Origin of the sequence: Streptomyces tendae, from assembly GCF_008632955.1 — a bacterium.
In the GTDB taxonomy this organism is placed as follows: Bacteria; Actinomycetota; Actinomycetes; order Streptomycetales; family Streptomycetaceae; genus Streptomyces.
Window position 1 is genome coordinate 2,176,992 of record NZ_CP043959.1, and the last position, 25,988, is coordinate 2,202,979.

Here is a 25,988-nt window from a genome sequence, read left to right on the forward strand (position 1 = left end):
TACCCGGGCTGTTTGCGCCGTACGCCGGAAGGAGACAACAGGAGTACGGGTCTTTGCAGTTCAGCGACCCGCACATGGGATTCGACTGTTCTGGAAGGCTGTTGGTCATGGCCATCGCGCAGCCCGAACGGGGCGGGCTGCTGCCGGAGCGCACACCGGCCGCTCGCGGCACCCTCGCCACCACCGCCTGCATGGAGACCCTGCAGGTCGGCTATCTGCACGCCGTCGCCGCGGCGGCCGGCTGCTCGCTGTCCCAGCCCTTCCCGGACAACGGCATCGACTGGCACGTCAGCCACAGCGCCCCCGGACACCTGGTCGACGACGAGGTCACCATCAAGGTGCAGCTCAAGGCGACATCGCAGATCGCCCCGCACCCTCGGGGCCGCTCCTTCTCCTTCACGCTGGACAACGCCCACCTGGAGAAGCTCGCCCGCACCCCGGTCTCCGTGCACAAGATCCTCGTCGTGATGATCCTGCCGCGCTCCCAGGACGACTGGCTGCGCGCCCACCACGACCGGCTCGACCTGCGCCACTGCTGCTACTGGACCAACCTCGCCGGGCACCCCGTCACCGGCCGCCGGCGTACCACCGTGCGGATCCCCACCTCACGCGTCTTCGACGACCGGGCGCTGTGCGAGATCATGACGCGGGTCGGGACGGGAGGAAAACCGTGACCCATCGCCCGACCGGGGAGCCCGCCCGGCCCGTACGCCCGCACCCCGCCGACGCCGCCCTCGACGGGCCGCCCCCCGAGGCCGCGGACACCGACCCCGTGGTGCTCACCGCCCTGCTGCGCCGGCACGGCTGGCAGCGGCGCGGCGGCGCCCCCGGACGCTACGGCCGCTGGGCCCCGCCCGGCCCGGACACCGGCACCAGCCTGCTGGTCCCGGTCGGCCGGGCCTTCCCCGACAGCGAGGACCTGCTCGCCGAGGCGCTGCAGGCGCTGTCCCGCAGTGGCACCCCCTCCGCCCGCGAGATCCTGCTCGCCCTCTCCGTGCCCAGCGACGAGATCCGCTGGTGGCGCGACATCCCGGCGGGTCCGGGCGACGCCGTCGCCTGGACCGCGGAGGAGCGGCTGCGGTCCGCCGCCCGCCGCACCCTGCTCTCCGCGGCGCTCGCCACCCGCGCCCGCACCGGCTTCCACGGCGCCCGGCACCGCCGCCCGGCCGCCACCGCGCTGGACGGCGTCCTGGTGGGCCCGGCGCAGGGCGGCCGCACCCTCACCGCCTTCGTCCCCGTCACCACCGGCCGCCCCCTCGCGGTGTGCCTGTTCCACGCCCTGCACGCCGCTCGCGAGGCCGTCGACCACCGGCGCGCCACCGGGGGCATGGACGCCTTCGCGACGGCCGTCGGGGCGGGCGTCAACCACGAACTCACCGAGGCACTCGTCGCCCTGGTCCGGGGCACGGAGGGCGCCCGGGTCGCCGTGTCCTGGGCCCCCGCGGCCGGCGTGCCCGCGGGCTGCGTGGCCGCCGCCGAGCCGGTGGAGTTCTCACCCGGCGACCTGCCCGTGCTCATGGAGGCCGGCCGCCGCTACCAGTGCGCGGAGCCGTCCGTCACGGTCACGGTCACCGGCGCGGTGGTGCGCATGTACCGGCCGGAGCCCCGCGGTGAGGGGACGGTGCGGCTGCGGGTGCTCGCCGGAGCCGAGGTCGGACACGTCCGCGTCACCCTGGGTGAGGAGCATTACAGGATCGCCGGGCACGCCCATCTGTTGGGCCTGCCGGTGCGCCTGCGCGGGCGGCTGCACAGCCGGGGCGGGTTCCGCCGTCTCACCGGGGTCCAGGAGGTCGCGCCGGTCCAGGTGGACGAGGCCGAGCGGGACCGGCTGATGAAGGCGCTGCAGGAGAGCGCGGACTGTTTCGGCGAGGCCCGCGGTCCGGGTTGCGACGACTGATTTCGCGTCCCGCCGTGCCGGGTCGGTACGATCGCACCCATGCGTGCGCTCGGGTATGGCGCCGCGACCACTGCCTTCAGTCAGGAGAGACCGGTGTCAGACGTCCGTGTGATCATCCAACGCGATTCCGAGCGGGAAGAACGCGTGGTGACGACGGGCACTACGGCCGCCGAGCTCTTCGCGGGCGAGCGCTCGGTCATCGCCGCGCGGGTGGCCGGTGAGCTCAAGGACCTCTCGTACGCGATCCAGGACGGCGAGACCGTCGAAGGGGTCGAGATCTCCTCCGAGGACGGCCTGAACATCCTGCGCCACTCCACCGCGCACGTGATGGCCCAGGCCGTGCAGGAGCTGTTCCCCGAGGCCAAGCTGGGCATCGGCCCGCCGGTCCGGGACGGCTTCTACTACGACTTCGACGTGGACAAGCCCTTCCACCCCGATGACCTCAAGGCCATCGAGAAGAAGATGCAGGAGATCCAGAAGCGCGGCCAGCGCTTCTCCCGCCGGGTCGTCACCGACGACGAGGCCCGCGAGGAGCTCGCCGACGAGCCGTACAAGCTGGAGCTGATCGGCCTCAAGGGCGCCGCGTCCCACGACGACGGGGCGGACGTCGAGGTCGGCGCCGGCGAGCTGACGATCTACGACAACCTGGACGCCAAGACCGGGGAGCTGTGCTGGAAGGACCTCTGCCGCGGTCCCCACCTGCCCACCACCCGGAACATCCCGGCGTTCAAGCTGATGCGCAACGCCTCCGCCTACTGGCGCGGCAGCGAGAAGAACAAGCAGCTCCAGCGCATCTACGGCACCGCCTGGCCCTCCAAGGAGGAGCTGAAGGCCCACCTGGAGTTCCTCGCCGAGGCCGAGAAGCGCGACCACCGCAAGCTCGGCAGCGAGCTCGACCTGTTCTCCATCCCGGAGCAGATCGGCTCCGGCCTCGCCGTCTTCCACCCCAAGGGCGGCATCATCCGCCGGGTCATGGAGGACTACTCGCGGCGCCGCCACGAGGAGGAGGGCTACGAGTTCGTCTACACCCCGCACGCGACGAAGGGGAAGCTCTTCGAGACCTCGGGCCACCTGGACTGGTACGCCGACGGCATGTACCCGCCCATGCAGCTCGACGAGGGCGTGGACTACTACCTCAAGCCCATGAACTGCCCGATGCACAACCTGATCTTCGACGCGCGCGGCCGCTCCTACCGCGAACTGCCGCTGCGCCTCTTCGAGTTCGGGACCGTGTACCGGTACGAGAAGTCGGGCGTGGTGCACGGCCTGACCCGGGCCCGGGGCTTCACGCAGGACGACGCGCACATCTACTGCACCCGCGAGCAGATGTCCGAGGAGCTCGACAAGACCCTCACCTTCGTCCTCAACCTGCTGCGCGACTACGGCCTGACCGACTTCTACCTGGAGCTGTCCACCAAGGACCCGGAGAAGTTCGTCGGCACCGACGAGGCCTGGGAGGAGGCGACCGAGACGCTGCGCCAGGTCGCCGAGAAGCAGGGCCTGCCGCTGGTCCCGGACCCGGGCGGCGCCGCCTTCTACGGCCCGAAGATCTCCGTCCAGGCGAAGGACGCGATCGGCCGTACCTGGCAGATGTCGACCATCCAGCTCGACTTCAACCTGCCGGAGCGCTTCGACCTGGAGTACACGGCCGCGGACGGCACCAAGACCCGCCCGGTCATGATCCACCGCGCGCTGTTCGGCTCCATCGAGCGGTTCTTCGCGGTGCTCCTGGAGCACTACGCGGGCGCCTTCCCGGCCTGGCTCGCCCCGGTCCAGGCGCTCGGCATCCCGATCGGCGACGCGCACGTCGAGTACCTGGAGAAGTTCGCGGACGCGGCCCGCAAGCAGGGCCTGCGCGTCGAGGTCGACTCCTCCTCGGACCGGATGCAGAAGAAGATCCGCAACGCCCAGAAGCAGAAGGTGCCCTTCATGGTCATCGCGGGCGACGAGGACATGGCGAACGGCGCGGTCTCCTTCCGCTACCGCGACGGCTCGCAGGAGAACGGCATCCCCGTCGACGAGGCCATCGCCAAGATCGCCAAGGTCGTCGAGGAGCGGGCGCAGATCTGACCCGCGCACGGCGTCGAGGCCCCCGGGATCTCCCGGGGGCCTTTTCCGCGTGCCGCGGGACACGCCATATGCTGCACGCATGACGAGTGAGCCGGAGCAGCAGTTGGGAGTGGGCACGCAGGACGCGTTCCAGCGTCTGTGGACGCCCCACCGGATGGCCTACATCCAGGGCGAGAACAAGCCGAGCGGCCCCGGCGCCGGCGACGGCTGCCCCTTCTGCTCCCTCCCGGCCGGCTCCGACGAGGACGGGCTGATCCTGCGCCGCGGCGAGCTGGTCTACGCGGTGCTCAACCTGTACCCGTACACGGGCGGCCACCTGATGACCGTGCCCTACCGGCACGTGGCCGACTACACGGAACTCACGGCCGAGGAGACGGCGGAGCTCGCCGCGCTCACCCAGCAGGCGATGACCGCGCTGCGCACGGCGTCCGGCGCCCACGGCTTCAACATCGGCATGAACCAGGGCACCGTCGCGGGTGCGGGCATCGCCGCCCACCTGCACCAGCACGTCGTGCCACGCTGGGGCGGCGACACCAACTTCATGCCGGTCATCGGGCACACCAAGGTGCTGCCGCAGCTGCTCGCGGACACCCGCAAGATGCTGGCGGAGGCCTGGCCCACGGACTGACACCGGCCGGCCGGTCCGGCCCCCGGGCGGGGTCCGTCACACGGACCCCGCCCGACCGGTGCGCCTACGCGTCGTACAGGTCGGCGTTCTTCGGCGCGACGTCCTGCACCGCCGTGGAGAGGGACGAGGAGCGGGAACCGAACTTCTCCGTGTCCACGCCGTTCTCCGCCAGCACCTTGATCGCCGCCGAGTGCACCACCCGCAGGACCGGGGTGGCGGCCCGCAGCGCGTCGTCCGCCATGAACCGGTGCCGCCAGGGCTTGTCCGCCCAGGCGTGCCGCAGCCCGAACGGCTCGGGCAGGCTCAGCTTGCCTCCCAGCCAGTACAGCAGCGGCGGGTACTTCGTCAGGGGCGCCCGCGCGGCCAGCCGCACCACCTCGTCCGAGTCGACCAGCGGGAGCTTCACCTTCCGGGTCTCCCAGAACCTGATCGACTTCTGGACCTCCTTCTCCTTGGCCGCCGGCTTGGTCGTGAACAGGGAGTGCACCGGTCCGAGGGCGTGCCCGGTCACCTCGATACGCAGCGTCTCGTGCAGTACGGTCACCGTGATCAGCATGGTGATCACCAGCTGGCCGTCCCACAGGGTCCACTGCACCCCCAGGTAGTGCCGGTCGCCCGCGCCGAACTGCTGCTTGTTGCAGATCTCCTGTATCGCGTGCTGCTTGACCTGGTACGCCTCCACGTCCGTGCCCTCGGGCCGGGACACCGACGTGGCGTTCTCCCCGATGGGCGTGACGATCCAGTGGCGGATCGACGGCTTGGGGAAGCCACCGGTGTTCAGCGGCCCGCGCTCCAGCATGCGCAGCCGGTCGTGGATCGCCCTGATGACGTCCCAGCTGCGGAACGGGTGGATCTCCCGGTCGGGGTCGGCCTGCACCAGGTCCTCGGCGAGCTGCCAGCTGCCCCAGCGGGTGCCCATGCCGAGGATCCCCTTGGGACCGGCGTAGAACACGGAGTTGGACTGCTGCTCGGCACTGAGCCGGGCCAGGGACTGCCTCAGTTGCTCCGCCGCGGTCTCACCGGGGCTGCTCGGCACCGCCTCGGGCACCTTGGCGCCGATGCTGCTGCCGGAGAGCAGGCTGTCCCAGCGCTCCCGCAGGTCCCTCGCGGTGCGCTCGCAGATCCGCTTGGCCCAGAACCAGCCGAGCACCGGTGCCACCACCGCCGCGCGGGCGTACCAGCCCCAGAAACCGTCGAACGGCATGCGCAGCAGGAACAGCGCGGCCAGGGCGCCGACGCCGACCAGCAGGGCGGTGGCGAACGCGCCCGCCCGCTTGTCGTCGCGCTTGGTCATCGTCGTACGGATCTGGAAGACCAGCAGCCACACCAGCAGGCCGGGCAGGAAGAGCAGCCCGCACAGGACCATGACGGCGGTCAGCCAGTTGTCGCGCTCGCGGCGGATGCGGTGCGCCGCCAGCGCGTGCTCGACCACCACCTGGGGCTGGGTGCCGAAGGACTGGATGAGCGGGGCGCGGCCGGAGCCCAGCATGCGGTCGATGACCGCCCGGGAGAACGCCTCGCCCAGATTGGGCCGGAACAGCTTGATCCGTGGCTTGGCGACCTCCGACTTGTGCCACTCGCTGTTGGCCTTGAGTATCTCGTCGGCCTCGTTGTCCCGGTAGGCAGCCGAGGCCAGCGCGAACGTGGGTGTCTGGCCCTCGTCGCCCGTGCGCGGCACCTGCGGACCGAAAAAATCCGCGTAACCGCTCTCAACGGTCATTCCCGCCCCCGATCGCCGCGACTGTCGTCTTGCGGCCTTCCCGACTTCCGTGCTGCGCACACCTGTTGATCAGGTGTTCAGCGTATAGGCAGCCACCGTCGTCCGCCGGGGGTCGCTCCAAGCCGTTCTCCGGTACGGAGCGGGGCGCATCGGAGTGCCGGTACGGCGCGGTACCTGCGCGGGCGCCCGCCGGTCGCACCGGCGGGCGCCCGGCGCCGGTCACGAGGCCGCGCGCGCCTCCTCCTTGACCCGCTCCGCGACCTGCGGCGGCATGGGCTCGTGCCGGGCGTAGCGGCGGCTGAAGCGGGCCGTGCCGTGCGACAGCGACCGCAGGTCGACCGCGTACCGGCCGATCTCGATCTCGGGCACCTCCGCCCGGATCAGGGTGCGCCCGCCGGGCGACTGCTCGGTGCCCAGCACCCGGCCGCGGCGGCCGGACAGGTCGCTCATCACGGGCCCGACGTAGTCGTCGCCGACCAGCACGCTCACCTCGGCCACCGGCTCCAGCAGATGGATCCGCGCGTCCGCGGCGGCCTCCCGCAGGGCCAGCGCGCCCGCCGTCTGGAACGCGGCGTCGGAGGAGTCCACCGAGTGCGCCTTGCCGTCCAGCAGCGTCACCCGCACGTCGATGAGCGGATGTCCGGCGGCAACTCCCTTGACGGCCTGGGCCCTTATGCCCTTCTCCACCGAGGGGACGAACTGCCGGGGCACGGCGCCGCCGACGACCTTGTCCACGAACTCGATGCCCGAACCGTTCGGCAGCGGCTCCACCTCGATCTCGCAGATCGCGAACTGACCGTGCCCGCCGGACTGTTTGACGTGCCGGCCGCGCCCGGACGCCTTCCCGCCGAACGTCTCCCGCAGCGACACCCGGTGCGGCACGACGTCGACCTGGACGCCGTACCGGCTGCGCAGCCGCTCCAGCGCCACGTCCGCGTGCGCCTCACCGAGGCACCAGAGCACCACCTGATGGGTGTCCGGATTCTGCTCCAGACGCATCGTCGGGTCCTCGGCCACCAGTCGGCTCAGCCCCTGGGACAGCTTGTCCTCGTCGGCCTTGCTGTGCGCCTCGATGGCCAGCGGCAGCAGCGGGTCCGGCATCTCCCAGGGCTCCATGACCAGCGGGTCGTCCTTGCCGGACAGGGTGTCCCCGGTCTCCGCGCGGCCCAGCTTCGCCACGCACGCCAGATCGCCCGCGATGACGTGCGACACCGGCCGCTGCTGCTTGCCGAACGGCGTGGACAGGGCGCCGACCCGCTCGTCGACGTCGTGGTCCTCGTGGCCCCGGTCGCTCAGCCCGTGGCCGGACACATGGACGGTCTGGTCGGCGCGCAGCGTCCCGGAGAACACGCGCACCAGCGAGAGCCGTCCCACGTAGGGGTCGGAGGAGGTCTTCACGACCTCCGCGGCCAGCGGGGCGTCGGGGTCGCACGGTTTCAGCTCGCGCGGCCTGCCGTCCGGAGTGGTCACACGCGGGGTGCCGTGCTCCAGCGGGGTCGGGAAACCGCCGGTGATCAGGTCGAGCAGTTCCACCGTGCCGAGCCCCTGACGGGCGCCGGGGGCGGCGGGCGCGGCGGCCAGCACGGGGAAGAACACGCCCCGCGCCACCGCCCGCTGCAGGTCCTCGATCAGCGTCTTGACGTCGACGTCCTCACCGCCGAGGTAGCGGTCCATGAGGGTCTCGTCCTCGCTCTCGGCGATGATCCCCTCGATCAGCCGGCCGCGTGCCTCCGCGATCAGCGGCACATGGTCGCCGACCGGCTCGGACTCCACGCGCTCGCCGCTCGAGTAGTCGAACAGCTTCTGCGTCAGCAGGCCGATCAGACCGGTCACGGGCGTGTGCCCGTCGGGTCCCTCGGGGCCGCGCAGCGGCAGGTACACCGGCAGCACGGCGTCTGGGTCGTCCCCGCCGAAGGTCTCCGCGCAGATCCGGGTCATCTCCTCGAAGTCGGCGCGGGCCGCCTCCAGATGCGTGACGACGATGGCGCGGGGCATGCCGACCGCCGCGCACTCGTCCCACACCATGCGGGTCGAGCCGTCCACGCCGTCCGCGGCGGAGACGACGAAAAGGGCCGCGTCCGCCGCTCGCAGACCGGCCCTGAGCTCCCCGACGAAGTCGGCGTAGCCGGGGGTGTCGAGCAAGTTGACCTTGATGCCGCCCCATTCCACCGGCACCAGGGAGAGCTGCACCGAACGCTGCTGCCGGTGCTCGATGTCGTCGTAGTCGGAGACGGTGCCGCCGTCCTCCACGCGGCCCGCCCGGTTCGCCGCCCCCGCGGTCAGCGCGAGGGCCTCCACCAGCGTCGTCTTGCCCGATCCGGAGTGGCCGACCAGCACCACGTTCCGTACGGACGTGGGGCGGTCGGCCGCCTGTGCCCTGCCGGCGGCCCCGGGGTGTGTGTGCGCCTTGTCGCCCATGATCCTGCCTCCCGTGCACGGTGAGGTCACTGTGGGCGCGGACCCGTCGAACCCTTCCCCGGACCCGGTCCGGGGGCATCGCCTGCGGTGCGGCTACGGCGGCGCCCGCGGTCCTTCGAGCTTTCCACTCCCGTCACGGTGCGTCCATACGAAGGACCGGATCCCGCGCGCGGCCCCCGCCCACGGGGGTGCGGCCCGCTCCGTCGCGGCGGCCGCGGGGCCGCGGTGCGGGTGCCCCGCAGCCGCGCACCCGCGTGCGTGACTACGATGGGCCCGCCGGTGGCCAGCAGGGGTCACGCGGCCACACCGACCGTCGGGAAGGCCATGCTGAACAAGTACGCGCGTGCATTTTTCACGCGTGTCCTCACACCGTTCGCCGCGTTTCTCATCCGGCGGGGGGTCAGCCCCGACACGGTCACGCTCATCGGCACCGCGGGCGTGGTGGCCGGCGCGCTGGTCTTCTACCCCCGGGGCGAGTTCTTCTGGGGCACGGTCGTCATCACGCTGTTCGTCTTCTCGGACCTGGTCGACGGCAACATGGCCCGCCAGCTCGGACGCTCCAGCCGTTGGGGCGCCTTCCTGGACTCCACCCTGGACCGGGTCGCCGACGGCGCGGTCTTCGGCGGGTTCGCCCTCTGGTACGCGGGCTCCGGCGACAACAACGCGCTGTGCGCGGTGTCGATCTTCTGCCTGGCCAGCGGCCAGGTGGTGTCGTACACCAAGGCGCGCGGCGAGTCGATCGGACTGCCGGTCGCCGTCAACGGGCTGGTCGAGCGGGCCGAGCGGCTGGTGATCTCGCTGGTCGCGGCGGGGCTCGCGGGGCTGCACGCGTTCGGCGTGCCCGGCATCCAGTACCTGCTGCCCGTCGCCCTGTGGGCCGTCGCCGTCGGCAGCCTCGTCACGCTGGTCCAGCGGGTGGTCACCGTCCGCCGCGAGTCCGCCGAGGCGGAGGCCGCCGAGCAGCAGCAGACGCAGGGGAGCGAGGCCGCGCAGTGAGCGCCCAGGAGCGGCTCGCCGACGCCCTGTACGGCGCCGGGTGGGGCACCGTCAAGAAGCTGCCCGAGCCCGTCGCCGTCCGCCTCGGCCGCACCATCGCCGACGTCGCCTGGAAGCAGCGCGGCAAGGGGGTGCTGCGGCTGGAGAGCAACTACGCGCGCGTCGTGCCGGACGCGGGACCCCAGCGGCTCGCGGAGCTGTCCCGCGCGGGCATGCGCTCGTACCTGCGCTACTGGATGGAGTCCTTCCGGCTGCCCGCCTGGAGCCCCGCACACATCGCGGACTCCTTCCACCCCACGGACCTGCACCACCTCAGCGACGCCATGGAAGCCGGCAAGGGCGTGATCCTGGCGCTGCCGCACCTCGCCAACTGGGACCTCGCCGGCGCCTGGGTCACCACCCAGCTCGGCATACCGTTCACCACCGTCGCCGAGCGCCTCAAGCCGGAGACCCTCTACGACCGCTTCGTCGCCTACCGCGAGGGCCTCGGCATGGAGGTCCTGCCGCACAGCGGCGGCTCCGCCTTCGGCACGCTGGCCCGGCGGCTGCGCGACGGCGGCCTGGTCTGCCTGGTCGCCGACCGCGACCTGTCCTCCTCGGGCGTCGAGGTGGACTTCTTCGGCAGCCCCGCCCGGATGCCCGCCGGCCCCGCCCTGCTGGCCCAGCAGACCGGCGCCCGGCTGCTGCCCGTGACCCTCTGGTACGAGAACTCACCGGCGATGCGGGGCCGCGTCCACGCCCCGGTCGAGGTTCCCGCGTCAGGTACGCGCGCCGAGAAGACGTCCGTCATGACACAGGCGCTGGCCGACGCCTTCGCCACGGGAATCGCCGACCATCCGGAGGACTGGCACATGCTGCAGCGCTTGTGGACCGAGGACCTCGACCCCGCGACCGCCCGCGAGAAGGACCAGAAGGGGACCGCGTGAGGATCGGCATCGTCTGCCCGTACTCCTGGGACGTGCCGGGTGGCGTCCAGTTCCACATCCGAGACCTGGCCGAGTACTTCATCCGTCTCGGGCACGAGGTGTCCGTCCTCGCGCCGGCCGACGACGACACCCCGCTCCCGCCCTACGTCGTCTCCGCCGGCCGCGCCGTGCCGGTGCCGTACAACGGCTCGGTGGCCCGGCTCAACTTCGGATTCCTGTCGGCCGCGCGGGTGCGGCGCTGGCTGCACGACGGCTCCTTCGACGTGGTGCACATCCACGAGCCGTCCTCGCCGTCCCTGGGCCTGCTGAGCTGCTGGGCGGCTCAGGGCCCGCTGGTGGCGACCTTCCACACCTCCAACCCGCGCTCCAAGGCCATGATCGCCGCGTACGCCATCCTCCAGGCCGCCCTGGAGAAGATCAGCGCGCGCATCGCGGTCAGCGAGTACGCCCGCCGCACCCTCGTCGAACACCTGGGCGGCGACGCGGTGGTGATCCCCAACGGCGTCGACGTCGACTTCTTCGCCAAGGCGGAGCCCGAGCCCGAGTGGCAGGGCGACACCATCGGCTTCATCGGCCGCATCGACGAGCCCCGCAAGGGCCTGCCGGTGCTGATGCGGGCGCTGCCGAAGATCCTCGCCGCCCGCCCGCGGACGCGGCTGCTGGTGGCCGGACGAGGCGACGAGAAGGAGGCGGTCGAGTCGCTGCCGGCCGAACTGCGCCCGCGCGTCGAGTTCCTCGGCATGATCAGCGACGAGGACAAGGCCCGCCTGCTGCGCAGCGTCGACCTGTACGTGGCGCCCAACACCGGCGGTGAGAGCTTCGGCATCATCCTGGTCGAGGCGATGTCGGCGGGCGCCCCGGTGCTCGCCTCCGACCTCGACGCGTTCGCCCAGGTCCTCGACCAGGGCGCGGCGGGCGAGCTGTTCGCCAACGAGGACGCGGACGCGCTCGCCGACGCGGCGGTGCGCCTCCTGGAGGACCCCGTGCGCCGTGAGGAGCTGCGCGCGCGGGGCAGCGCCCATGTGCGCCGCTTCGACTGGTCGACGGTCGGCGCGGACATTCTCTCCGTCTACGAGACGGTCACGGCAGGCGCGGCGGCGGTCGCCACGGACGACAGGGCGACGGGCCTGAGGGCCCGCCTGGGCCTGGCCCGGGACTAGTCCCGCTGCCCGCAGACGGCGGGAACTCGCCGACGGCGGTGGGGTGAATGCCCCTGGGGGCGCGGGGAACCGCGCGACCGGCCACGTGTGACCTGCACCGGGCGTACGGCGTTGCCGGCGAGGCTCACCGAGAGGGTGCCGCCTGCGCCCACCCGACTGTCCGCAGTCGGCGGGAGGTGAACGCCCTCAGGGGTGCGGGGAACTGCGCGACCAGCCCCCGGCGGGCTGCACCCGGCGTACGAGGACGCGAGGCACCCCGTGAGCCGCGGGTACGGCGCGGAAGGCGAGGCCCACCGAGAGGGTGCCGCCTGCGCCCACCCGTGCCGCCCCTGCGGCACGACTGTGCGCAGACGGCGGGAGGTGAACGCCCTCAGGGGCGCGGGGAACTGCGCGACCGGCACCGCCCCAGGGACCGCGGCCGGCGCAGGCGGTACTAGCCTTGCCGCCCGTGACCCCAACCCTGATCTGGATCCTCGTCGTCCTCGTCGCCGTCGGGCTGTACCTGAGCTGGACCGCCGGGCGGCTGGACCGGCTGCACGCCCGGATCGACGCCGCCCGCGCCGCGCTCGACGCGCAACTGCTGCGCCGCGCGTCCGTGGCGCAGGAACTGGCCACCTCCGGTGTGCTCGACCCGGCCGCGTCGATCGTGCTCTACGAGGCGGCGCACGCGGCGCGGCAGGCGGTGGAGGAGCAACGGGAGGTCGCCGAGAGCGAGTTGAGCCAGGCCCTGCGGGCGGTCTTCGCCGACGCCCACCAGGTGGACGCGGTCCGGGAGGTGCCCGGGGGAGAGGAGGCCGCGCTGGAACTCGCCGAGGCCGTCCGCAGGGTGCCGATGGCCCGCCGCTTCCACAACGACGCCGTACGGGCCGCCCGCGCGCTGCGCCTGCACCGCAAGGTGCGCTGGTTCCGGCTGGCCGGCCACGCGCCGTTCCCGATGGCCTTCGAGATGGACGACGAGCCGCCGACGGCCCTGGTGGAGCGGGCCGCCTGACGGCAAGATCCAGCCACTTCAGCGACGGGCGGCGACCGAAAACGAGCCACCGGCTCTCCATTGGCCCTTGCTGTGGCCTGCTCCGTTCACGTTCCCTCAGTGCTGCAGAATCCCCCTCACCTCAGCGAGGTCATCCGTGTCCAGCACGCTCACCGAAAACCAGGGTCCCGAGACCGGCACCGCGCGCGTCAAGCGCGGCATGGCCGAGCAGCTCAAGGGCGGCGTGATCATGGACGTCGTCACGCCGGAGCAGGCGAAGATCGCCGAGGACGCCGGCGCGGTCGCCGTCATGGCTCTGGAGCGCGTCCCGGCCGACATCCGCAAGGACGGCGGTGTGGCCCGCATGTCCGACCCGGACATGATCGAGGGCATCGTCGACGCCGTCTCCATCCCGGTGATGGCCAAGTCCCGCATCGGCCACTTCGTCGAGGCCCAGGTGCTGCAGTCGCTCGGCGTCGACTACATCGACGAGTCCGAGGTCCTCACCCCGGCCGACGAGGTCAACCACTCCGACAAGTGGGCCTTCACCACCCCCTTCGTGTGCGGTGCCACCAACCTGGGCGAGGCCCTGCGCCGCATCGCCGAGGGCGCCGCGATGATCCGCTCCAAGGGCGAGGCCGGCACCGGCAACGTCGTCGAGGCGGTCCGTCACCTGCGCCAGATCAAGAACGAGATCGCCCGCCTGCGCGGCTACGACAACCACGAGCTGTACGCCGCCGCCAAGGAGCTGCGCGCCCCCTACGAGCTGGTCAAGGAGGTCGCCGAGCTGGGCAAGCTGCCCGTCGTGCTGTTCTCCGCCGGCGGAGTGGCCACCCCGGCCGACGCCGCGCTGATGCGCCAGCTCGGCGCCGAGGGCGTCTTCGTCGGCTCCGGCATCTTCAAGTCCGGCGACCCCGCCAAGCGTGCCGCGGCCATCGTCAAGGCGACCACCTTCTACGACGACCCGAAGATCATCGCGGACGCGTCCCGCAACCTCGGCGAGGCCATGGTCGGCATCAACTGCGACACCCTCCCCGAGACCGAGCGCTACGCCAACCGCGGCTGGTGACGAGCGGATGACCGACGCGCCTGTCATCGGCGTCCTGGCCCTGCAGGGCGACGTACGGGAGCACCTGGTGGCCCTGGCCGCGGCCGACGCCGCGGCCGGGCCGGTCAGGCGCCCCGAGGAACTCGCCGAGGTGGACGGCCTCGTCATCCCCGGCGGGGAGTCGACCACCATCTCCAAACTGGCCGCGCTGTTCGGTCTGATGGAGCCCCTGCGCGCACGGGTACGTGACGGCATGCCGGTCTACGGCACCTGCGCCGGCATGATCATGCTCGCCGACAAGATCCTCGACCCGCGCTCCGGGCAGGAGACCGTCGGCGGCATCGACATGATCGTCCGCCGCAACGCCTTCGGCCGGCAGAACGAGTCCTTCGAGGCCGCCGTCGACGTCAAGGGCGTCCCCGGGGAACCCGTGGAGGGCGTCTTCATCCGGGCCCCCTGGGTGGAGTCCGTCGGCGCCGCGGCCGAGGTCCTCGCCGAGCACGACGGCCACGTCGTCGCGGTCCGCCAGGGCAACGCGCTGGCCACCTCGTTCCACCCGGAGCTGACCGGCGACCACCGGGTGCACCGGCTGTTCACCGACATGGTGCGGGCGTACCGGCGCGGGGACTCCTTGTAGGATTCCTGCGTTCGTTGCAGAGATGGGTTACGCGAAGGAGACAGGCAGATGTCCGGCCACTCTAAATGGGCCACGACGAAGCACAAGAAGGCCGTGATCGACGCCAAGCGCGGCAAGCTCTTCGCGAAGCTCATCAAGAACATCGAGGTCGCGGCCCGGATGGGCGGAGCCGATCCCGAAGGCAACCCGACGCTGTACGACGCCATCCAGAAGGCGAAGAAGCAGTCGGTCCCGAACAAGAACATCGACTCCGCGGTCAAGCGCGGCGCCGGCCTGGAGGCCGGTGGCGCCGACTACGAGACGATCATGTACGAGGGTTACGGCCCCAACGGCGTCGCGGTGCTCATCGAGTGCCTCACCGACAACCGCAACCGCGCCGCCTCGGACGTGCGCGTCGCGATGACCCGCAACGGCGGCTCCATGGCCGACCCGGGTTCCGTGTCGTACCTGTTCAACCGCAAGGGCGTGGTGATCGTCCCCAAGGGTGAGCTGTCCGAGGACGACGTCCTCACCGCCGTCCTCGACGCGGGCGCCGAGGAGGTCAACGACCTCGGTGAGTCCTTCGAGGTGCTCAGCGAGGCCACCGACCTGGTCGCCGTGCGCACCGCGCTGCAGGACGCCGGCATCGACTACGAGTCGGCCGACGCCAACTTCGTCCCGACCATGCAGGTCGAGCTGGACGAGGAGGGCGCCAGGAAGATCTTCAAGCTCATCGACGCGCTGGAGGACAGCGACGACGTGCAGAACGTCTTCGCCAACTTCGACGTCAGCGACGAGATCATGGAGAAGGTCGACGCGTGACGCGTCCACAGCCGGCGGGCCGACGGGAACACACCCCGTCGGCCCGCCGCGTTGTCGGTGGCACCCGATAGCCTGCACAAACAGGTGATCGAGCAAGGGGGCGACGCGTGCGCGTGCTGGGGGTGGACCCGGGACTGACCCGGTGCGGTGTCGGTGTCGTCGAAGGGGTCGCGGGACGCCCGCTGACCATGCTCGGCGTGGGAGTGGTCCGCACCCCGGCCGACGCCGACCTCGGGCACCGCCTGGTCGCCGTCGAGCAGGGCCTGGAGCAGTGGCTGGACGAGCACCGGCCCGAGTTCGTCGCCGTGGAGCGCGTCTTCAGCCAGCACAACGTGCGCACGGTGATGGGCACCGCCCAGGCCAGCGCCGTGGCGATCCTCTGCGCCTCCCGGCGCGGCATCCCCGTCGCGCTGCACACCCCCAGCGAGGTCAAGGCCGCCGTCACCGGCTCGGGCCGGGCCGACAAGGCCCAGGTCGGCGCCATGGTGACCCGCCTGCTGCGGCTCGACGCACCGCCGAAGCCCGCCGACGCCGCCGACGCCCTGGCCCTCGCCATCTGCCACATCTGGCGCGCCCCCGCCCAGAACCGGCTCCAGCAGGCCGCCGCCGCGCACGCTGCGCGTACCCCCCGCACACCGCCGAAGACCCCGCGGGCCACCGTGGCCCCCCACGCATCGAAAGGCCGTACGGCATGATCGCCTTCGTCAGCGGCACGGTCGCCGCCCTCGCCCCCGACACCGCGGTGGTCGAGGTCGGCGGTGTCGGCATGGCCGTCCGGTGCACGCCGGACACGCTGTCCACCCTCCGCGTCGGGCAGCCCGCCAAGCTCGCCACCTCCCTCGTCGTCCGCGAGGACTCCCTGACGCTGTACGGCTTCGCCGACGACGACGGGCGCCAGGTCTTCGAACTGCTCCAGACCGCCAGCGGCGTCGGCCCCCGGCTGGCCCAGGCGATGCTCGCCGTGCACAGCCCCGACGCCCTGCGCAGAGCGGTGGCCACCGGGGACGAGAAGGCGCTGACCGCCGTCCCCGGCATCGGCAGGAAGGGCGCCCAGAAGCTCCTGCTCGAACTGAAGGACCGGCTCGGCGAGCCCACCGGCACCCCCGCCGTCGGCGCGCCCGTCACCGCCGGCTGGCGCGACCAGCTGCACGCCGCCCTGATCGGCCTCGGGTACGCGACCCGTGAGGCCGACGAGGCCGTGGCCGCGGTCACCCCGCAGGCGGAGGCCGCCGAGGGCGCCGTACCGGTGGGGCAGCTGCTGAAGGCGGCCCTGCAGACGCTGAACCGCGCCCGATAGCCCGCGCCGGCCGCCCGACGGCCCGCACCCGAGCCCGTACGGAGAGCTGAGGCACACGCACATGAACTGGGACGACACGGACGACACCGCCGCCCCCGAGCGGCTGGTGGAATCGGTCGCCGACCGCGAGGACCAGGCCGTCGAGGCCGCGCTGCGCCCCAAGGACCTGGGCGAGTTCATCGGCCAGGAGAAGGTCCGCGAGCAGCTCGACCTCGTCCTGCGCGCCGCCCGCGCCCGCGGCGCCACCGCCGACCACGTGCTGCTCTCCGGCGCCCCCGGCCTCGGCAAGACCACCCTTTCCATGATCATCGCGGCCGAGATGGAAGCCCCCATCCGCATCACCTCCGGCCCCGCCATCCAGCACGCGGGCGACCTCGCGGCGATCCTGTCGTCCCTCCAGGAGGGCGAGGTCCTCTTCCTCGACGAGATCCACCGCATGTCGCGGCCCGCCGAGGAGATGCTCTACATGGCGATGGAGGACTTCCGGGTCGACGTGATCGTCGGCAAGGGCCCCGGCGCCACCGCCATCCCGCTGGAGCTGCCGCCCTTCACCCTGGTCGGCGCCACCACCCGGGCCGGCCTGCTGCCACCCCCGCTGCGCGACCGCTTCGGCTTCACCGCGCACATGGAGTTCTACGAACCGGCCGAGCTGGAGCGGGTCGTCCACCGCTCGGCGAGCCTGCTCGACGTGGAGATCGACACCGAGGGCGCCGCGGAGATCGCCGGCCGCTCCCGCGGCACCCCCCGCATCGCCAACCGTCTGCTGCGCCGCGTCCGTGACTACGCGCAGGTCAAGGGCGACGGCCGGATCACGAAGGACGTCGCCGCCGCGGCCCTCGCGGTGTACGAGGTCGACGCCCGGGGCCTGGACCGGCTGGACCGGGCGGTGCTGGAGGCCCTGCTCAAGCTGTTCGGCGGCGGCCCGGTCGGCCTGTCCACGCTCGCCGTCGCGGTGGGGGAGGAGCGTGAGACCGTGGAGGAGGTGGCCGAACCCTTCCTGGTGCGGGAGGGACTGCTCGCCCGCACCCCGCGCGGACGGGTGGCCACCCCGGCGGCATGGTCGCATCTCGGCCTCACGCCGCCCCGGTCCCAGGGCGCCGGAAAGGGACAAGGGGACCTGTTCGGGGCGTGACGGCGAGCACGTTGGCCCGGGCAGGAACCCGGGTGCCATGCTGAGCGTTGTTCCGGTGGTGCGGACTCGCTTAGACTCCGCCGATGCCGCCCTTGTCGGTGGCGATACATACCCCCAACCATCAGGCCGTTCACCATCGCGGTCGTGTGAAGGAAGTTCCGACCCGTGAGTCTCCTGACCCTCCTCCCGTTCATTGTGCTCATCGGGGCCATGTTCCTGATGACCCGGTCGGCCAAGAAGAAGCAGCAGCAGGCCATCGAGATGCGGAACCAGATGCAGCCCGGTTCCGGCGTCCGCACGATCGGGGGCATGTACGCCACGGTCAAGGAGGTCAGCGAGGACACCGTCCTCCTCGACGCCGGCCCGGGTGTGGAACTGCTGTTCGCCAAGAACTCGATCGGCGCCGTCCTCACCGACGAGGAGTACAACCGCATCGTCCACGGCATCGAGCACGACCTGCAGTCCGACGCCGACGTCGTCCCGGACGACGCCTCCTCCCTCACCGAGACCGACGACTCCTCCGACGCTGCCGCCGTCTCCGACGACACGCCTGTCGACCTCGGCAAGAAGGACGCGGCCGACGAGCCTGCGGACGAGCCCGCCGACGCCACGGCGGACGCGCGGTCGAAGAAGTCCGACGGCGAGACCGACGCGAAGTAGCCGTGTTCACGGGGCGCGCGGGTGATGCCCGCGCGCCCCGGGACATGCCCAACTCGCACGGGATCCCGACACCATGTCATGGCCACCCGCCCCCTGACCGGGGACGAGGCGGCCCGAGAGGGAGTACGAGAAGGTGGCAGCACTCAAAAAGGGACGGAACGCGAGCGCCACAAGCAAGCCGTGGCGCTCGCTGGCTCTGATCCTGATCGCCATCGTGGCGCTCACCGGAGGGATGTTCGCCTCCGGGCACACCACTCCGCGTCTCGGCATCGACCTGGCCGGTGGCACGAGCATCACGCTGGCAGCGGTCCCCGAGGCCGGCCAGGAGTCCGCGATCAACAAGACCAACATGGACACCGCGGTCTCCATCATGGAGCGGCGCGTCAACGGTCTGGGCGTCTCCGAGGCCGAGGTCCAGACGCAGGGCGAACGCAACATCATCGTCAACATTCCCAAGGGCACGAATTCCAAGCAGGCCCGGGAACAGGTCGGCACCACCGCCAAGCTCTACTTCCGTCCCGTCATCGCCACCGAGCTGGCCGGCGGCGGGGCCGCCCCGGAGCCGAGCGCCACCGGCGACTCCTCCGGCGACAAGGCCACGGACAAGGAGGCCACCGACGGCTCCTCGCCCTCGGCGTCCACCAGCCCCTCGGCGAGCGCCACCACCCAGGGCCGCGCGGTCACCGACGCCCTGAAGGCCGACGAGAGCCCCGCCGCCACCGACAAGGCGAGCCCCTCCCCGTCCGCCACGGGCGGTGCGGCCGACGACGACAGCAAGCTCCAGGCCCAGTACGCCGCGCTCGACTGCACCAAGGAGAGCGTCCGCGCGACCGCCGGTGACGGCGCCAAGGCCACCGACTCCACCGTCGCCTGCGGCCAGAACTCCCAGGGCCAGTGGCAGAAGTACATCCTCGGCCCCGCCGCCGTCGACGGCACCGACGTCGACGAGGCCGACGCCGTCCTGAACACGCAGTCAGGCGCCGGCTGGACCGTGACCATGAAGTTCACGGGCGAGGGCTCGAAGAAGTTCGCCGACATCACCGGCCAGCTCGCCCAGAAGCCGTCCCCGCAGAACCAGTTCGCGATCGTCCTGGACGGCGAGGTCGTCTCCGACCCCTACGTCCGGCAGGCCCTGACCGGCGGCAACGCCGAGATCTCCGGCAACTTCACGCAGCAGTCGTCGCAGGAACTGGCGAACATGCTGTCCTACGGCGCGCTGCCGCTGACCTTCCGCGAGGACAGCGTCACCACCGTCACCGCCGCCCTCGGCGGCGAGCAGCTGCAGGCCGGTCTGATCGCCGGTGCCATCGGCCTCGCGCTGGTGATCCTGTACCTGCTGTTCTACTACCGCGGTCTGTCGTTCATCGCTGTCGCCTCGCTGCTGGTCTCCGCCGCGCTCACCTACGTGATCATGGCGCTGCTCGGCCCGACGATCGGCTTCGCGCTGAACCTGCCGGCCGTCTGCGGTGCCATCGTGGCGATCGGCATCACGGCGGACTCGTTCATCGTCTACTTCGAACGGGTCCGGGACGAGATCCGCGAGGGCCGCACCCTGCGTCCCGCCGTGGAGCGGGCCTGGCCGCGTGCCCGGCGCACCATCCTGGTCTCCGACTTCGTGTCCTTCCTCGCCGCCGCCGTGCTCTTCGTGGTCACCGTCGGCAAGGTGCAGGGCTTCGCGTTCACCCTGGGTCTGACCACGGTCCTCGACGTCGTGGTGGTGTTCCTCTTCACCAAGCCGCTGCTCACGCTGATGGCCCGCCGCAAGTTCTTCGCGAGCGGCCACAAGTGGTCCGGCCTCGACCCGAAGGCGCTGGGTGCCAAGCCACCGCTGCGCCGCACCCGTCGTCCCTCCGCCCCTGCCCAGACGAAGGAGGCGTGAGAGATGTCGAAGCTCGGCACCCTCGGCGCCCGACTGCACCACGGCGAGATCGGCTACGACTTCGTCAAGAACCGCAAGATCTGGTACGGCATCTCGATCCTGATCACCATCACGGCCATCGTCGGCCTGGCGGTGCGCGGCCTGCACATGGGCATCGAGTTCCAGGGCGGGGCGGTCTTCACCACCCCGAAGAACATGAGCGTCTCGGTGGCCACGGCCGAGGGCTTCGCGGAGGACGCCTCCGGCCACGACGCCATCGTCCAGAAGCTCGGTGACGGCAGCCTGCGCATCCAGGTCGCCGGCATCGACACCAAGACCTCGGACACCATCAAGGACCGGCTCGCCGACGACCTCAAGGTCGACGGCGAGCAGATCAACGCCGAACTGGTGGGTCCCAGCTGGGGCGAGCAGATCGCCAACAAGGCGTGGCAGGGCCTGGGGATCTTCCTGATCCTGGTGGTGATCTACCTGGCGATCGCCTTCGAGTGGCGCATGGCGGTCGCGGCGTTCGTCGCGCTGATCCACGACATCACCATCACGGTCGGGATCTACGCCCTCGTCGGCTTCGAGGTCACCCCCGGCACGGTGATCGGTCTGCTCACCATCCTCGGTTACTCGCTGTACGACACGGTGGTCGTCTTCGACAGCCTCAAGGAACAGACGAAGGACATCACCAAACAGACCCGCTGGACCTACAGCGAGATCGCCAACCGGTCGATCAACAGCACCTTGGTGCGGTCGATCAACACGACGGTCGTGGCGCTGCTGCCGGTGGCGGGCCTGCTGTTCATCGGTGGCGGTGTCCTCGGCGCCGGCATGCTGAACGACATCTCGCTGTCGCTGTTCGTCGGCCTCGCCGCCGGTGCGTACTCCTCGATCTTCATCGCCACCCCGCTGGTCGCCGACCTCAAGGAGCGCGAGCCGGCGATGAAGTCCCTGAAGAAGCGCGTGCTGGCCAAGCGGGCCCACGGCGGGGACACGGACGCCGACCAGGCGGCCCCCGCGACCGACAGCGACTACGACGAGCCCGAGGACGTCGCGGCCGCGGTCGTCGGACCCCGTAACCAGCCCGCCTCCCGCACGCGTGGTCGTGGCCGGCCCTCGGGGAAGCGCCGATGACCGAGCACACCGACCTCTCCGGCCTGCTGCTGAGCCGGATCCGGGACGTGGCGGACTACCCGGAGCCGGGCGTGATGTTCAAGGACATCACCCCGCTCCTGGCGGACCCCAAGGCGTTCGACGCGCTCACCGAGGCCCTCGCGGACGTCGCCCGCCGGGCCGGCGCCACCAAGGTGGTCGGCCTGGAGGCACGCGGCTTCATCCTCGGCGCCCCGGTCGCCCTCCGCGCGGGCCTGGGCTTCATCCCGGTCCGCAAGGCGGGCAAGCTCCCCGGAGCCACGCTCAGCCAGGCCTACGACCTGGAGTACGGCTCCGCCGAGATCGAGGTGCACGCGGAGGACCTCGGCGGCGACGACCGCGTCCTGGTCGTCGACGACGTCCTGGCCACCGGCGGCACCGCCGAGGCCTCGCTCCAGCTGATCCGCAGGGCGGGCGCCGAAGTCGCGGGCCTCGCCGTACTGATGGAGCTCGGCTTCCTGGGCGGCCGTGCCCGGCTGGAGCCCGCCCTGGCGGGCGCCCCGCTGGAGGCGCTGCTCACGGTCTGAGCACCCTGGGGGCACCGGAAGGCGGACCCGACGACACCACGCAGGCGGACCCGGAGGAATCCGGCGTCCGCCTCGTGCGTTTCTCCGGTTGACGGTCCTCACACCGCTCCGAAGGCGATCGTGGGGCCCGGGCTCGCTACCATGGGGTCTCCGGAGCCTGACCGGGGACCCGGATCGCGCACGAGGAGCCCTCTTGCCAGACGAGGCCCAGCACCTGACCGCCGCCAAGCCCGAGTCCGCCTCGGCAGCCGCGGCGAAGCCCGCGCCGAGCGCGCCGCAGGCGAAGAACGACACCCGCGGGCCGGTGCAGCGCGCCCAGGCGGCTCCCGTCGACAAGCCCGAGCAGCCGCGGCCCAAGCCGTCGCCCCCCGACCGCTCCGCCCCCTCGGCCCGCACCAACACCGGCCAGCCGCGCTCCGGCTCCTCCAACCGTGTCCGCGCCCGCCTGGCCCGGCTCGGCGTGCAGCGGGCCAACCCGTACAACCCGGTGCTGGAGCCGCTGCTGCGGATCGTCCGCGGCAACGACCCCAAGATCGAGAATGCCACGCTGCGCCAGATCGAGCGCGCCTACCAGGTCGCCGAGCGCTGGCACCGCGGCCAGAAGCGCAAGAGCGGCGACCCGTACATCACCCACCCCCTCGCCGTCACCACGATCCTCGCCGAGCTCGGCATGGACCCGGCGACACTGATGGCCGGGCTGCTGCACGACACCGTCGAGGACACCGAGTACGGCCTGGAGGACCTGCGCCGTGACTTCGGCGACGTCGTCGCCCTGCTCGTCGACGGCGTCACCAAGCTGGACAAGGTCAAGTTCGGCGAGGCCGCGCAGGCCGAGACCGTGCGCAAGATGGTCGTCGCCATGGCCAAGGACCCCCGCGTCCTGGTCATCAAGCTCGCCGACCGCCTGCACAACATGCGCACCATGCGCTACCTCAAGCGCGAGAAGCAGGAGAAGAAGGCGCGCGAGACCCTGGAGATCTACGCGCCGCTCGCCCACCGCCTGGGCATGAACACCATCAAGTGGGAGCTGGAGGACCTCGCCTTCGCGATCCTCTACCCCAAGATGTACGACGAGATCGTCCGCCTGGTCGCCGAGCGCGCGCCCAAGCGCGACGAGTACCTCGCCATCGTCACCGACGAGGTGCAGCAGGACCTCAGGTCCGCCCGCATCAAGGCCACCGTCACCGGCCGCCCCAAGCACTACTACAGCGTCTACCAGAAGATGATCGTCCGCGGCCGTGACTTCGCGGAGATCTACGACCTGGTGGGCATCCGCGTCCTCGTGGACACCGTCCGCGACTGCTACGCGGCCCTCGGCACGGTGCACGCGCGATGGAACCCGGTCCCCGGCCGGTTCAAGGACTACATCGCGATGCCCAAGTTCAACATGTACCAGTCGCTGCACACGACGGTCATCGGCCCCGGCGGCAAGCCCGTCGAACTGCAGATCCGCACGTTCGACATGCACCGCCGCGCCGAGTACGGCATCGCCGCGCACTGGAAGTACAAGCAGGAGGCCGTCGCCGGTGCCTCCAAGATCCGCACCGACGCGCCCAAGTCGTCCGGCAAGAGCAAGGACGACCACCTCAACGACATGGCGTGGCTGCGCCAGCTCCTCGACTGGCAGAAGGAGACCGAGGACCCGGGCGAGTTCCTGGAGTCGCTGCGCTTCGACCTCTCGCGCAACGAGGTCTTCGTCTTCACCCCGAAGGGCGACGTCATAGCGCTGCCCGCCGGTGCCACCCCCGTGGACTTCGCGTACGCGGTGCACACCGAGGTCGGCCACCGCACCATAGGCGCCCGGGTCAACGGCCGCCTGGTGCCGCTGGAGTCGACCCTGGACAACGGCGACCTGGTGGAGGTCTTCACCTCCAAGGCGGCCGGCGCGGGCCCCTCCCGGGACTGGCTGGGCTTCGTGAAGTCGCCCCGCGCCCGCAACAAGATCCGCGCCTGGTTCTCCAAGGAGCGCCGCGACGAGGCGATCGAGCAGGGCAAGGACTCCATCGTCCGCGCCATGCGCAAGCAGAACCTCCCGATCCAGCGCATCCTCACCGGCGACTCGCTCGTCACGCTGGCGCACGAGATGCGCTACTCGGACATCTCCGCGCTGTACGCGGCGATCGGCGAGGGCCATGTCTCCGCGCAGAACATCGTGCAGAAGCTCGTGCAGGCCCTCGGCGGCGAGGAGGCGGCCACCGAGGAGATCGACGAGTCGGTCCCGCCCACCCGCAGCCGCCGCAAGCGCCGCTCCAGCGCCGACCCCGGCGTCGTCGTCAAGGGCGTCGAGGACGTGTGGGTCAAGCTGGCCCGCTGCTGCACCCCCGTACCCGGCGACCCGATCATCGGCTTCGTCACGCGCGGCAGCGGCGTCTCCGTGCACCGCAGCGACTGCGTCAACGTCGACTCGCTGTCCCGGGAGCCCGAGCGGATCCTCGACGTCGAGTGGGCGCCCACCCAGTCCTCGGTGTTCCTGGTGGCCATCCAGGTCGAGGCCCTCGACCGCTCCCGGCTGCTCTCGGACGTCACGCGCGTGCTGTCGGACCAGCACGTCAACATCCTCTCCGCGGCCGTGCAGACCTCCCGCGACCGGGTCGCCACCTCCCGGTTCACCTTCGAGATGGGCGACCCCAAGCACCTGGGACACGTCCTGAAGGCCGTACGCGGCGTGGAGGGCGTCTACGACGTCTACCGCGTCACCTCGGCCCGCAACCGCACGTAGGACCCGCGCGGGACACAGGCAAGGGGGCCGCCGCACCCGAAGGTGCGGCGGCCCCCTTCCCTGTGGGCGGTCTCAGCCGCCGAACTCCTGCAAACCCTTCAGCGCCTGGTCCAGCAGGGCCTGGCGGCCCTGCAGCTCCCGCTCCAGCTTGTCCGCCTTGGCGGTGTTGCCCTGCGCCCTGGCCTGCTCGATCTGGCCCTTGAGCTTGTCCACGGCGGCCTGCAGCTGACCGGTCAGACCCTCGGCCCGCGCACGGGCCTCCGGGTTCGTCCGGCGCCACTCGGCCTCCTCGGCCTCCTGCAGGGCGCGCTCCACGGTGTGCATCCGGCCCTCGACCCGCGGCCGGGCGTCCCGCGGCACATGGCCGATGGCCTCCCAGCGCTCGTTGAGCGCGCGGAACGCGGCACGGGCGGCCTTCAGGTCCGTGATCGGCAGCAGCTTCTCCGCCTCGCCGGCCAGCTCCTCCTTGAGCTTGAGGTTCTCGGCCTGCTCCGCGTCACGCTCGGCGAACACCGAACTGCGGGCGGCGAAGAAGACGTCCTGGGCGCCGCGGAAGCGGTTCCACAGGTCCTCCTCGTGCTCGCGCTGGGCGCGGCCCGCGGCCTTCCACTCCGTCATCAGCTCGCGGTACCGGGCCGCCGTCGGGCCCCAGTCCGTCGAGTTCGACAGCGCCTCGGCCTCACCGACCAGCCGCTCCTTGGTCCGGCGGGCCTCCTCGCGCTGCGCGTCCAGCTGCGCGAAGTGCTGCTTGCGCCGCTTGGAGAACGCCGACCGAGCGTGCGAGAAGCGGTGCCACAGCTCGTCGTCGGACTTGCGGTCCAGCCGCGGCAGGCCCTTCCAGGTGTCCACCAGGGCCCGCAGCCGCTCGCCGGCCGCCCGCCACTGGTCGGACTGCGCGAGCTCCTCGGCCTCGGTGACAAGCGCCTCCTTGGCCTGGCGCGCCTCGTCGGACTGGCGGGCCCGCTGCGCCTTGCGCTCCTCGCGGCGCGCCTCCACCAGCTCCACGAGCTTGTCCAGCCGGGCCCCGAGGGCCGCAAGGTCGCCGACCGCGTGATGGGCGTCCACCTGCTCGCGCAGGTGGCCGATCGCTGCCATGGCGTCCTTGGACGACAGGTCGGTGGTCCTGACTCGCTTCTCGAGGAGGCCGATCTCGACAACCAGGCCCTCGTACTTGCGCTGGAAGTAGGCCAGCGCCTCGTCGGGGGAGCCGGCCTGCCAGGAACCGACGACCTTCTCGCCGTCGGCCGTACGCACGTACACGGTCCCCGTCTCGTCGACGCGGCCCCACGGGTCGCTGCTCACAGCGCCTCCTCCACATGATGCCGTCGAGGGGGCCTGTGTGCTCCCCCGGGCATCGTCCACAGTT

Annotated in this window: 22 protein-coding genes; 19 read left to right on the top strand and 3 right to left on the bottom strand. The window is 71.6% G+C overall.

What is annotated here, in order from left to right; genetic code table 11:
• Positions 1–107 precede the first annotated feature (107 nt).
• From F3L20_RS10210 to F3L20_RS10225, 4 genes are all read left to right on the top strand, one after another.
• Positions 108–674 (top strand): DUF4365 domain-containing protein, encoded by a 567-nt coding sequence (locus F3L20_RS10210; protein ID WP_024887413.1) that lies wholly within the window; start codon positions 108–110, stop codon positions 672–674.
• On the top strand, positions 671–1,897 hold the full coding sequence (locus tag F3L20_RS10215) for a hypothetical protein (protein WP_150153976.1): 1,227 nt from the start codon (positions 671–673) through the stop codon (positions 1,895–1,897). Before F3L20_RS10210 ends, F3L20_RS10215 begins: the two co-directional genes overlap by 4 nt.
• A 93-nt stretch (positions 1,898–1,990) precedes the next feature.
• Complete coding sequence (gene thrS, locus F3L20_RS10220) at positions 1,991–3,967, top strand: threonine--tRNA ligase (protein WP_150153977.1); 1,977 nt, start codon at positions 1,991–1,993, stop codon at positions 3,965–3,967.
• A gap of 79 nt (positions 3,968–4,046) precedes the next feature.
• Positions 4,047–4,595 (top strand): HIT family protein, encoded by a 549-nt coding sequence (locus F3L20_RS10225; RefSeq protein WP_145827933.1) that lies wholly within the window; start codon positions 4,047–4,049, stop codon positions 4,593–4,595.
• A gap of 64 nt (positions 4,596–4,659) precedes the next feature.
• Here the strand turns inward: F3L20_RS10225 and F3L20_RS10230 are convergent, their stop codons facing one another.
• Together F3L20_RS10230 and F3L20_RS10235 are read right to left on the bottom strand one after the other, a co-directional pair.
• Positions 4,660–6,315: a cytochrome d ubiquinol oxidase subunit II gene (locus tag F3L20_RS10230; RefSeq protein WP_150153978.1), complete on the bottom strand. Its 1,656-nt coding sequence runs from the start codon at positions 6,313–6,315 to the stop codon at positions 4,660–4,662.
• Between the two features lie 219 nt (positions 6,316–6,534).
• A complete protein-coding gene (locus F3L20_RS10235) occupies positions 6,535–8,733 on the bottom strand; it encodes an elongation factor G-like protein EF-G2 (protein WP_150153979.1) in 2,199 nt (732 codons plus the stop codon).
• A 267-nt stretch (positions 8,734–9,000) separates the two neighbouring features.
• Between F3L20_RS10235 and pgsA the strand changes: the two genes are divergently transcribed.
• The 15 genes from pgsA to relA all read left to right on the top strand — a co-directional run bounded on the left by pgsA (position 9,001) and on the right by relA (position 24,622).
• Positions 9,001–9,729, top strand: a complete 729-nt coding sequence (gene pgsA / locus F3L20_RS10240; RefSeq protein ID WP_150157285.1) for a phosphatidylinositol phosphate synthase — start codon at positions 9,001–9,003, stop codon at positions 9,727–9,729.
• A complete protein-coding gene (locus F3L20_RS10245) occupies positions 9,726–10,655 on the top strand; it encodes a phosphatidylinositol mannoside acyltransferase (protein WP_150153980.1) in 930 nt (309 codons plus the stop codon). Before pgsA ends, F3L20_RS10245 begins: the two co-directional genes overlap by 4 nt.
• Entirely contained in the window at positions 10,652–11,815 is a 1,164-nt protein-coding gene (locus tag F3L20_RS10250) for a glycosyltransferase family 4 protein (protein ID WP_150153981.1), read from the top strand. Before F3L20_RS10245 ends, F3L20_RS10250 begins: the two co-directional genes overlap by 4 nt.
• Positions 11,816–12,263: 448 nt before the next feature.
• Positions 12,264–12,806 carry a LemA family protein gene (locus tag F3L20_RS10255; RefSeq protein ID WP_145827928.1) on the top strand — a complete coding sequence of 181 codons (543 nt, stop codon included), beginning with the start codon at positions 12,264–12,266 and terminating at the stop codon, positions 12,804–12,806.
• 136 nt (positions 12,807–12,942) lie between these two features.
• The gene (gene pdxS, locus F3L20_RS10260) at positions 12,943–13,854 is read left to right on the top strand and encodes a pyridoxal 5'-phosphate synthase lyase subunit PdxS (RefSeq protein ID WP_150153982.1); all 912 of its coding nucleotides are present in this window, start codon (positions 12,943–12,945) and stop codon (positions 13,852–13,854) included.
• Positions 13,855–13,861: 7 nt separating this feature from the next.
• Entirely contained in the window at positions 13,862–14,470 is a 609-nt protein-coding gene (gene pdxT / locus F3L20_RS10265; protein ID WP_150153983.1) for a pyridoxal 5'-phosphate synthase glutaminase subunit PdxT, read from the top strand.
• A gap of 48 nt (positions 14,471–14,518) precedes the next feature.
• On the top strand, positions 14,519–15,271 hold the full coding sequence (locus F3L20_RS10270) for a YebC/PmpR family DNA-binding transcriptional regulator (protein ID WP_145827925.1): 753 nt from the start codon (positions 14,519–14,521) through the stop codon (positions 15,269–15,271).
• Positions 15,272–15,378: 107 nt separating this feature from the next.
• A complete protein-coding gene (ruvC, locus tag F3L20_RS10275; RefSeq protein WP_150153984.1) occupies positions 15,379–15,966 on the top strand; it encodes a crossover junction endodeoxyribonuclease RuvC in 588 nt (195 codons plus the stop codon).
• Entirely contained in the window at positions 15,963–16,568 is a 606-nt protein-coding gene (gene ruvA / locus F3L20_RS10280; RefSeq protein ID WP_150153985.1) for a Holliday junction branch migration protein RuvA, read from the top strand. Before ruvC ends, ruvA begins: the two co-directional genes overlap by 4 nt.
• Before the next feature lie 61 nt (positions 16,569–16,629).
• A complete protein-coding gene (gene ruvB, locus F3L20_RS10285; protein WP_150153986.1) occupies positions 16,630–17,700 on the top strand; it encodes a Holliday junction branch migration DNA helicase RuvB in 1,071 nt (356 codons plus the stop codon).
• A gap of 165 nt (positions 17,701–17,865) precedes the next feature.
• Positions 17,866–18,360 (top strand): preprotein translocase subunit YajC, encoded by a 495-nt coding sequence (gene yajC, locus F3L20_RS10290; RefSeq protein WP_150153987.1) that lies wholly within the window; start codon positions 17,866–17,868, stop codon positions 18,358–18,360.
• Between the two features lie 133 nt (positions 18,361–18,493).
• Positions 18,494–20,239: a protein translocase subunit SecD gene (gene secD / locus F3L20_RS10295; RefSeq protein WP_150153988.1), complete on the top strand. Its 1,746-nt coding sequence runs from the start codon at positions 18,494–18,496 to the stop codon at positions 20,237–20,239.
• Between the two features lie 3 nt (positions 20,240–20,242).
• On the top strand, positions 20,243–21,358 hold the full coding sequence (gene secF, locus F3L20_RS10300) for a protein translocase subunit SecF (RefSeq protein WP_145827920.1): 1,116 nt from the start codon (positions 20,243–20,245) through the stop codon (positions 21,356–21,358).
• On the top strand, positions 21,355–21,903 hold the full coding sequence (locus F3L20_RS10305) for an adenine phosphoribosyltransferase (protein ID WP_145827919.1): 549 nt from the start codon (positions 21,355–21,357) through the stop codon (positions 21,901–21,903). Before secF ends, F3L20_RS10305 begins: the two co-directional genes overlap by 4 nt.
• A gap of 193 nt (positions 21,904–22,096) precedes the next feature.
• Complete coding sequence (relA, locus tag F3L20_RS10315; RefSeq protein WP_150153989.1) at positions 22,097–24,622, top strand: GTP pyrophosphokinase; 2,526 nt, start codon at positions 22,097–22,099, stop codon at positions 24,620–24,622.
• A 72-nt stretch (positions 24,623–24,694) separates the two neighbouring features.
• On the opposite strand, the gene F3L20_RS10320 is transcribed toward relA, so the two are convergent.
• Complete coding sequence (locus F3L20_RS10320) at positions 24,695–25,924, bottom strand: DUF349 domain-containing protein (protein ID WP_150153990.1); 1,230 nt, start codon at positions 25,922–25,924, stop codon at positions 24,695–24,697.
• Between the last annotated feature and the right edge of the window lie 64 nt (positions 25,925–25,988).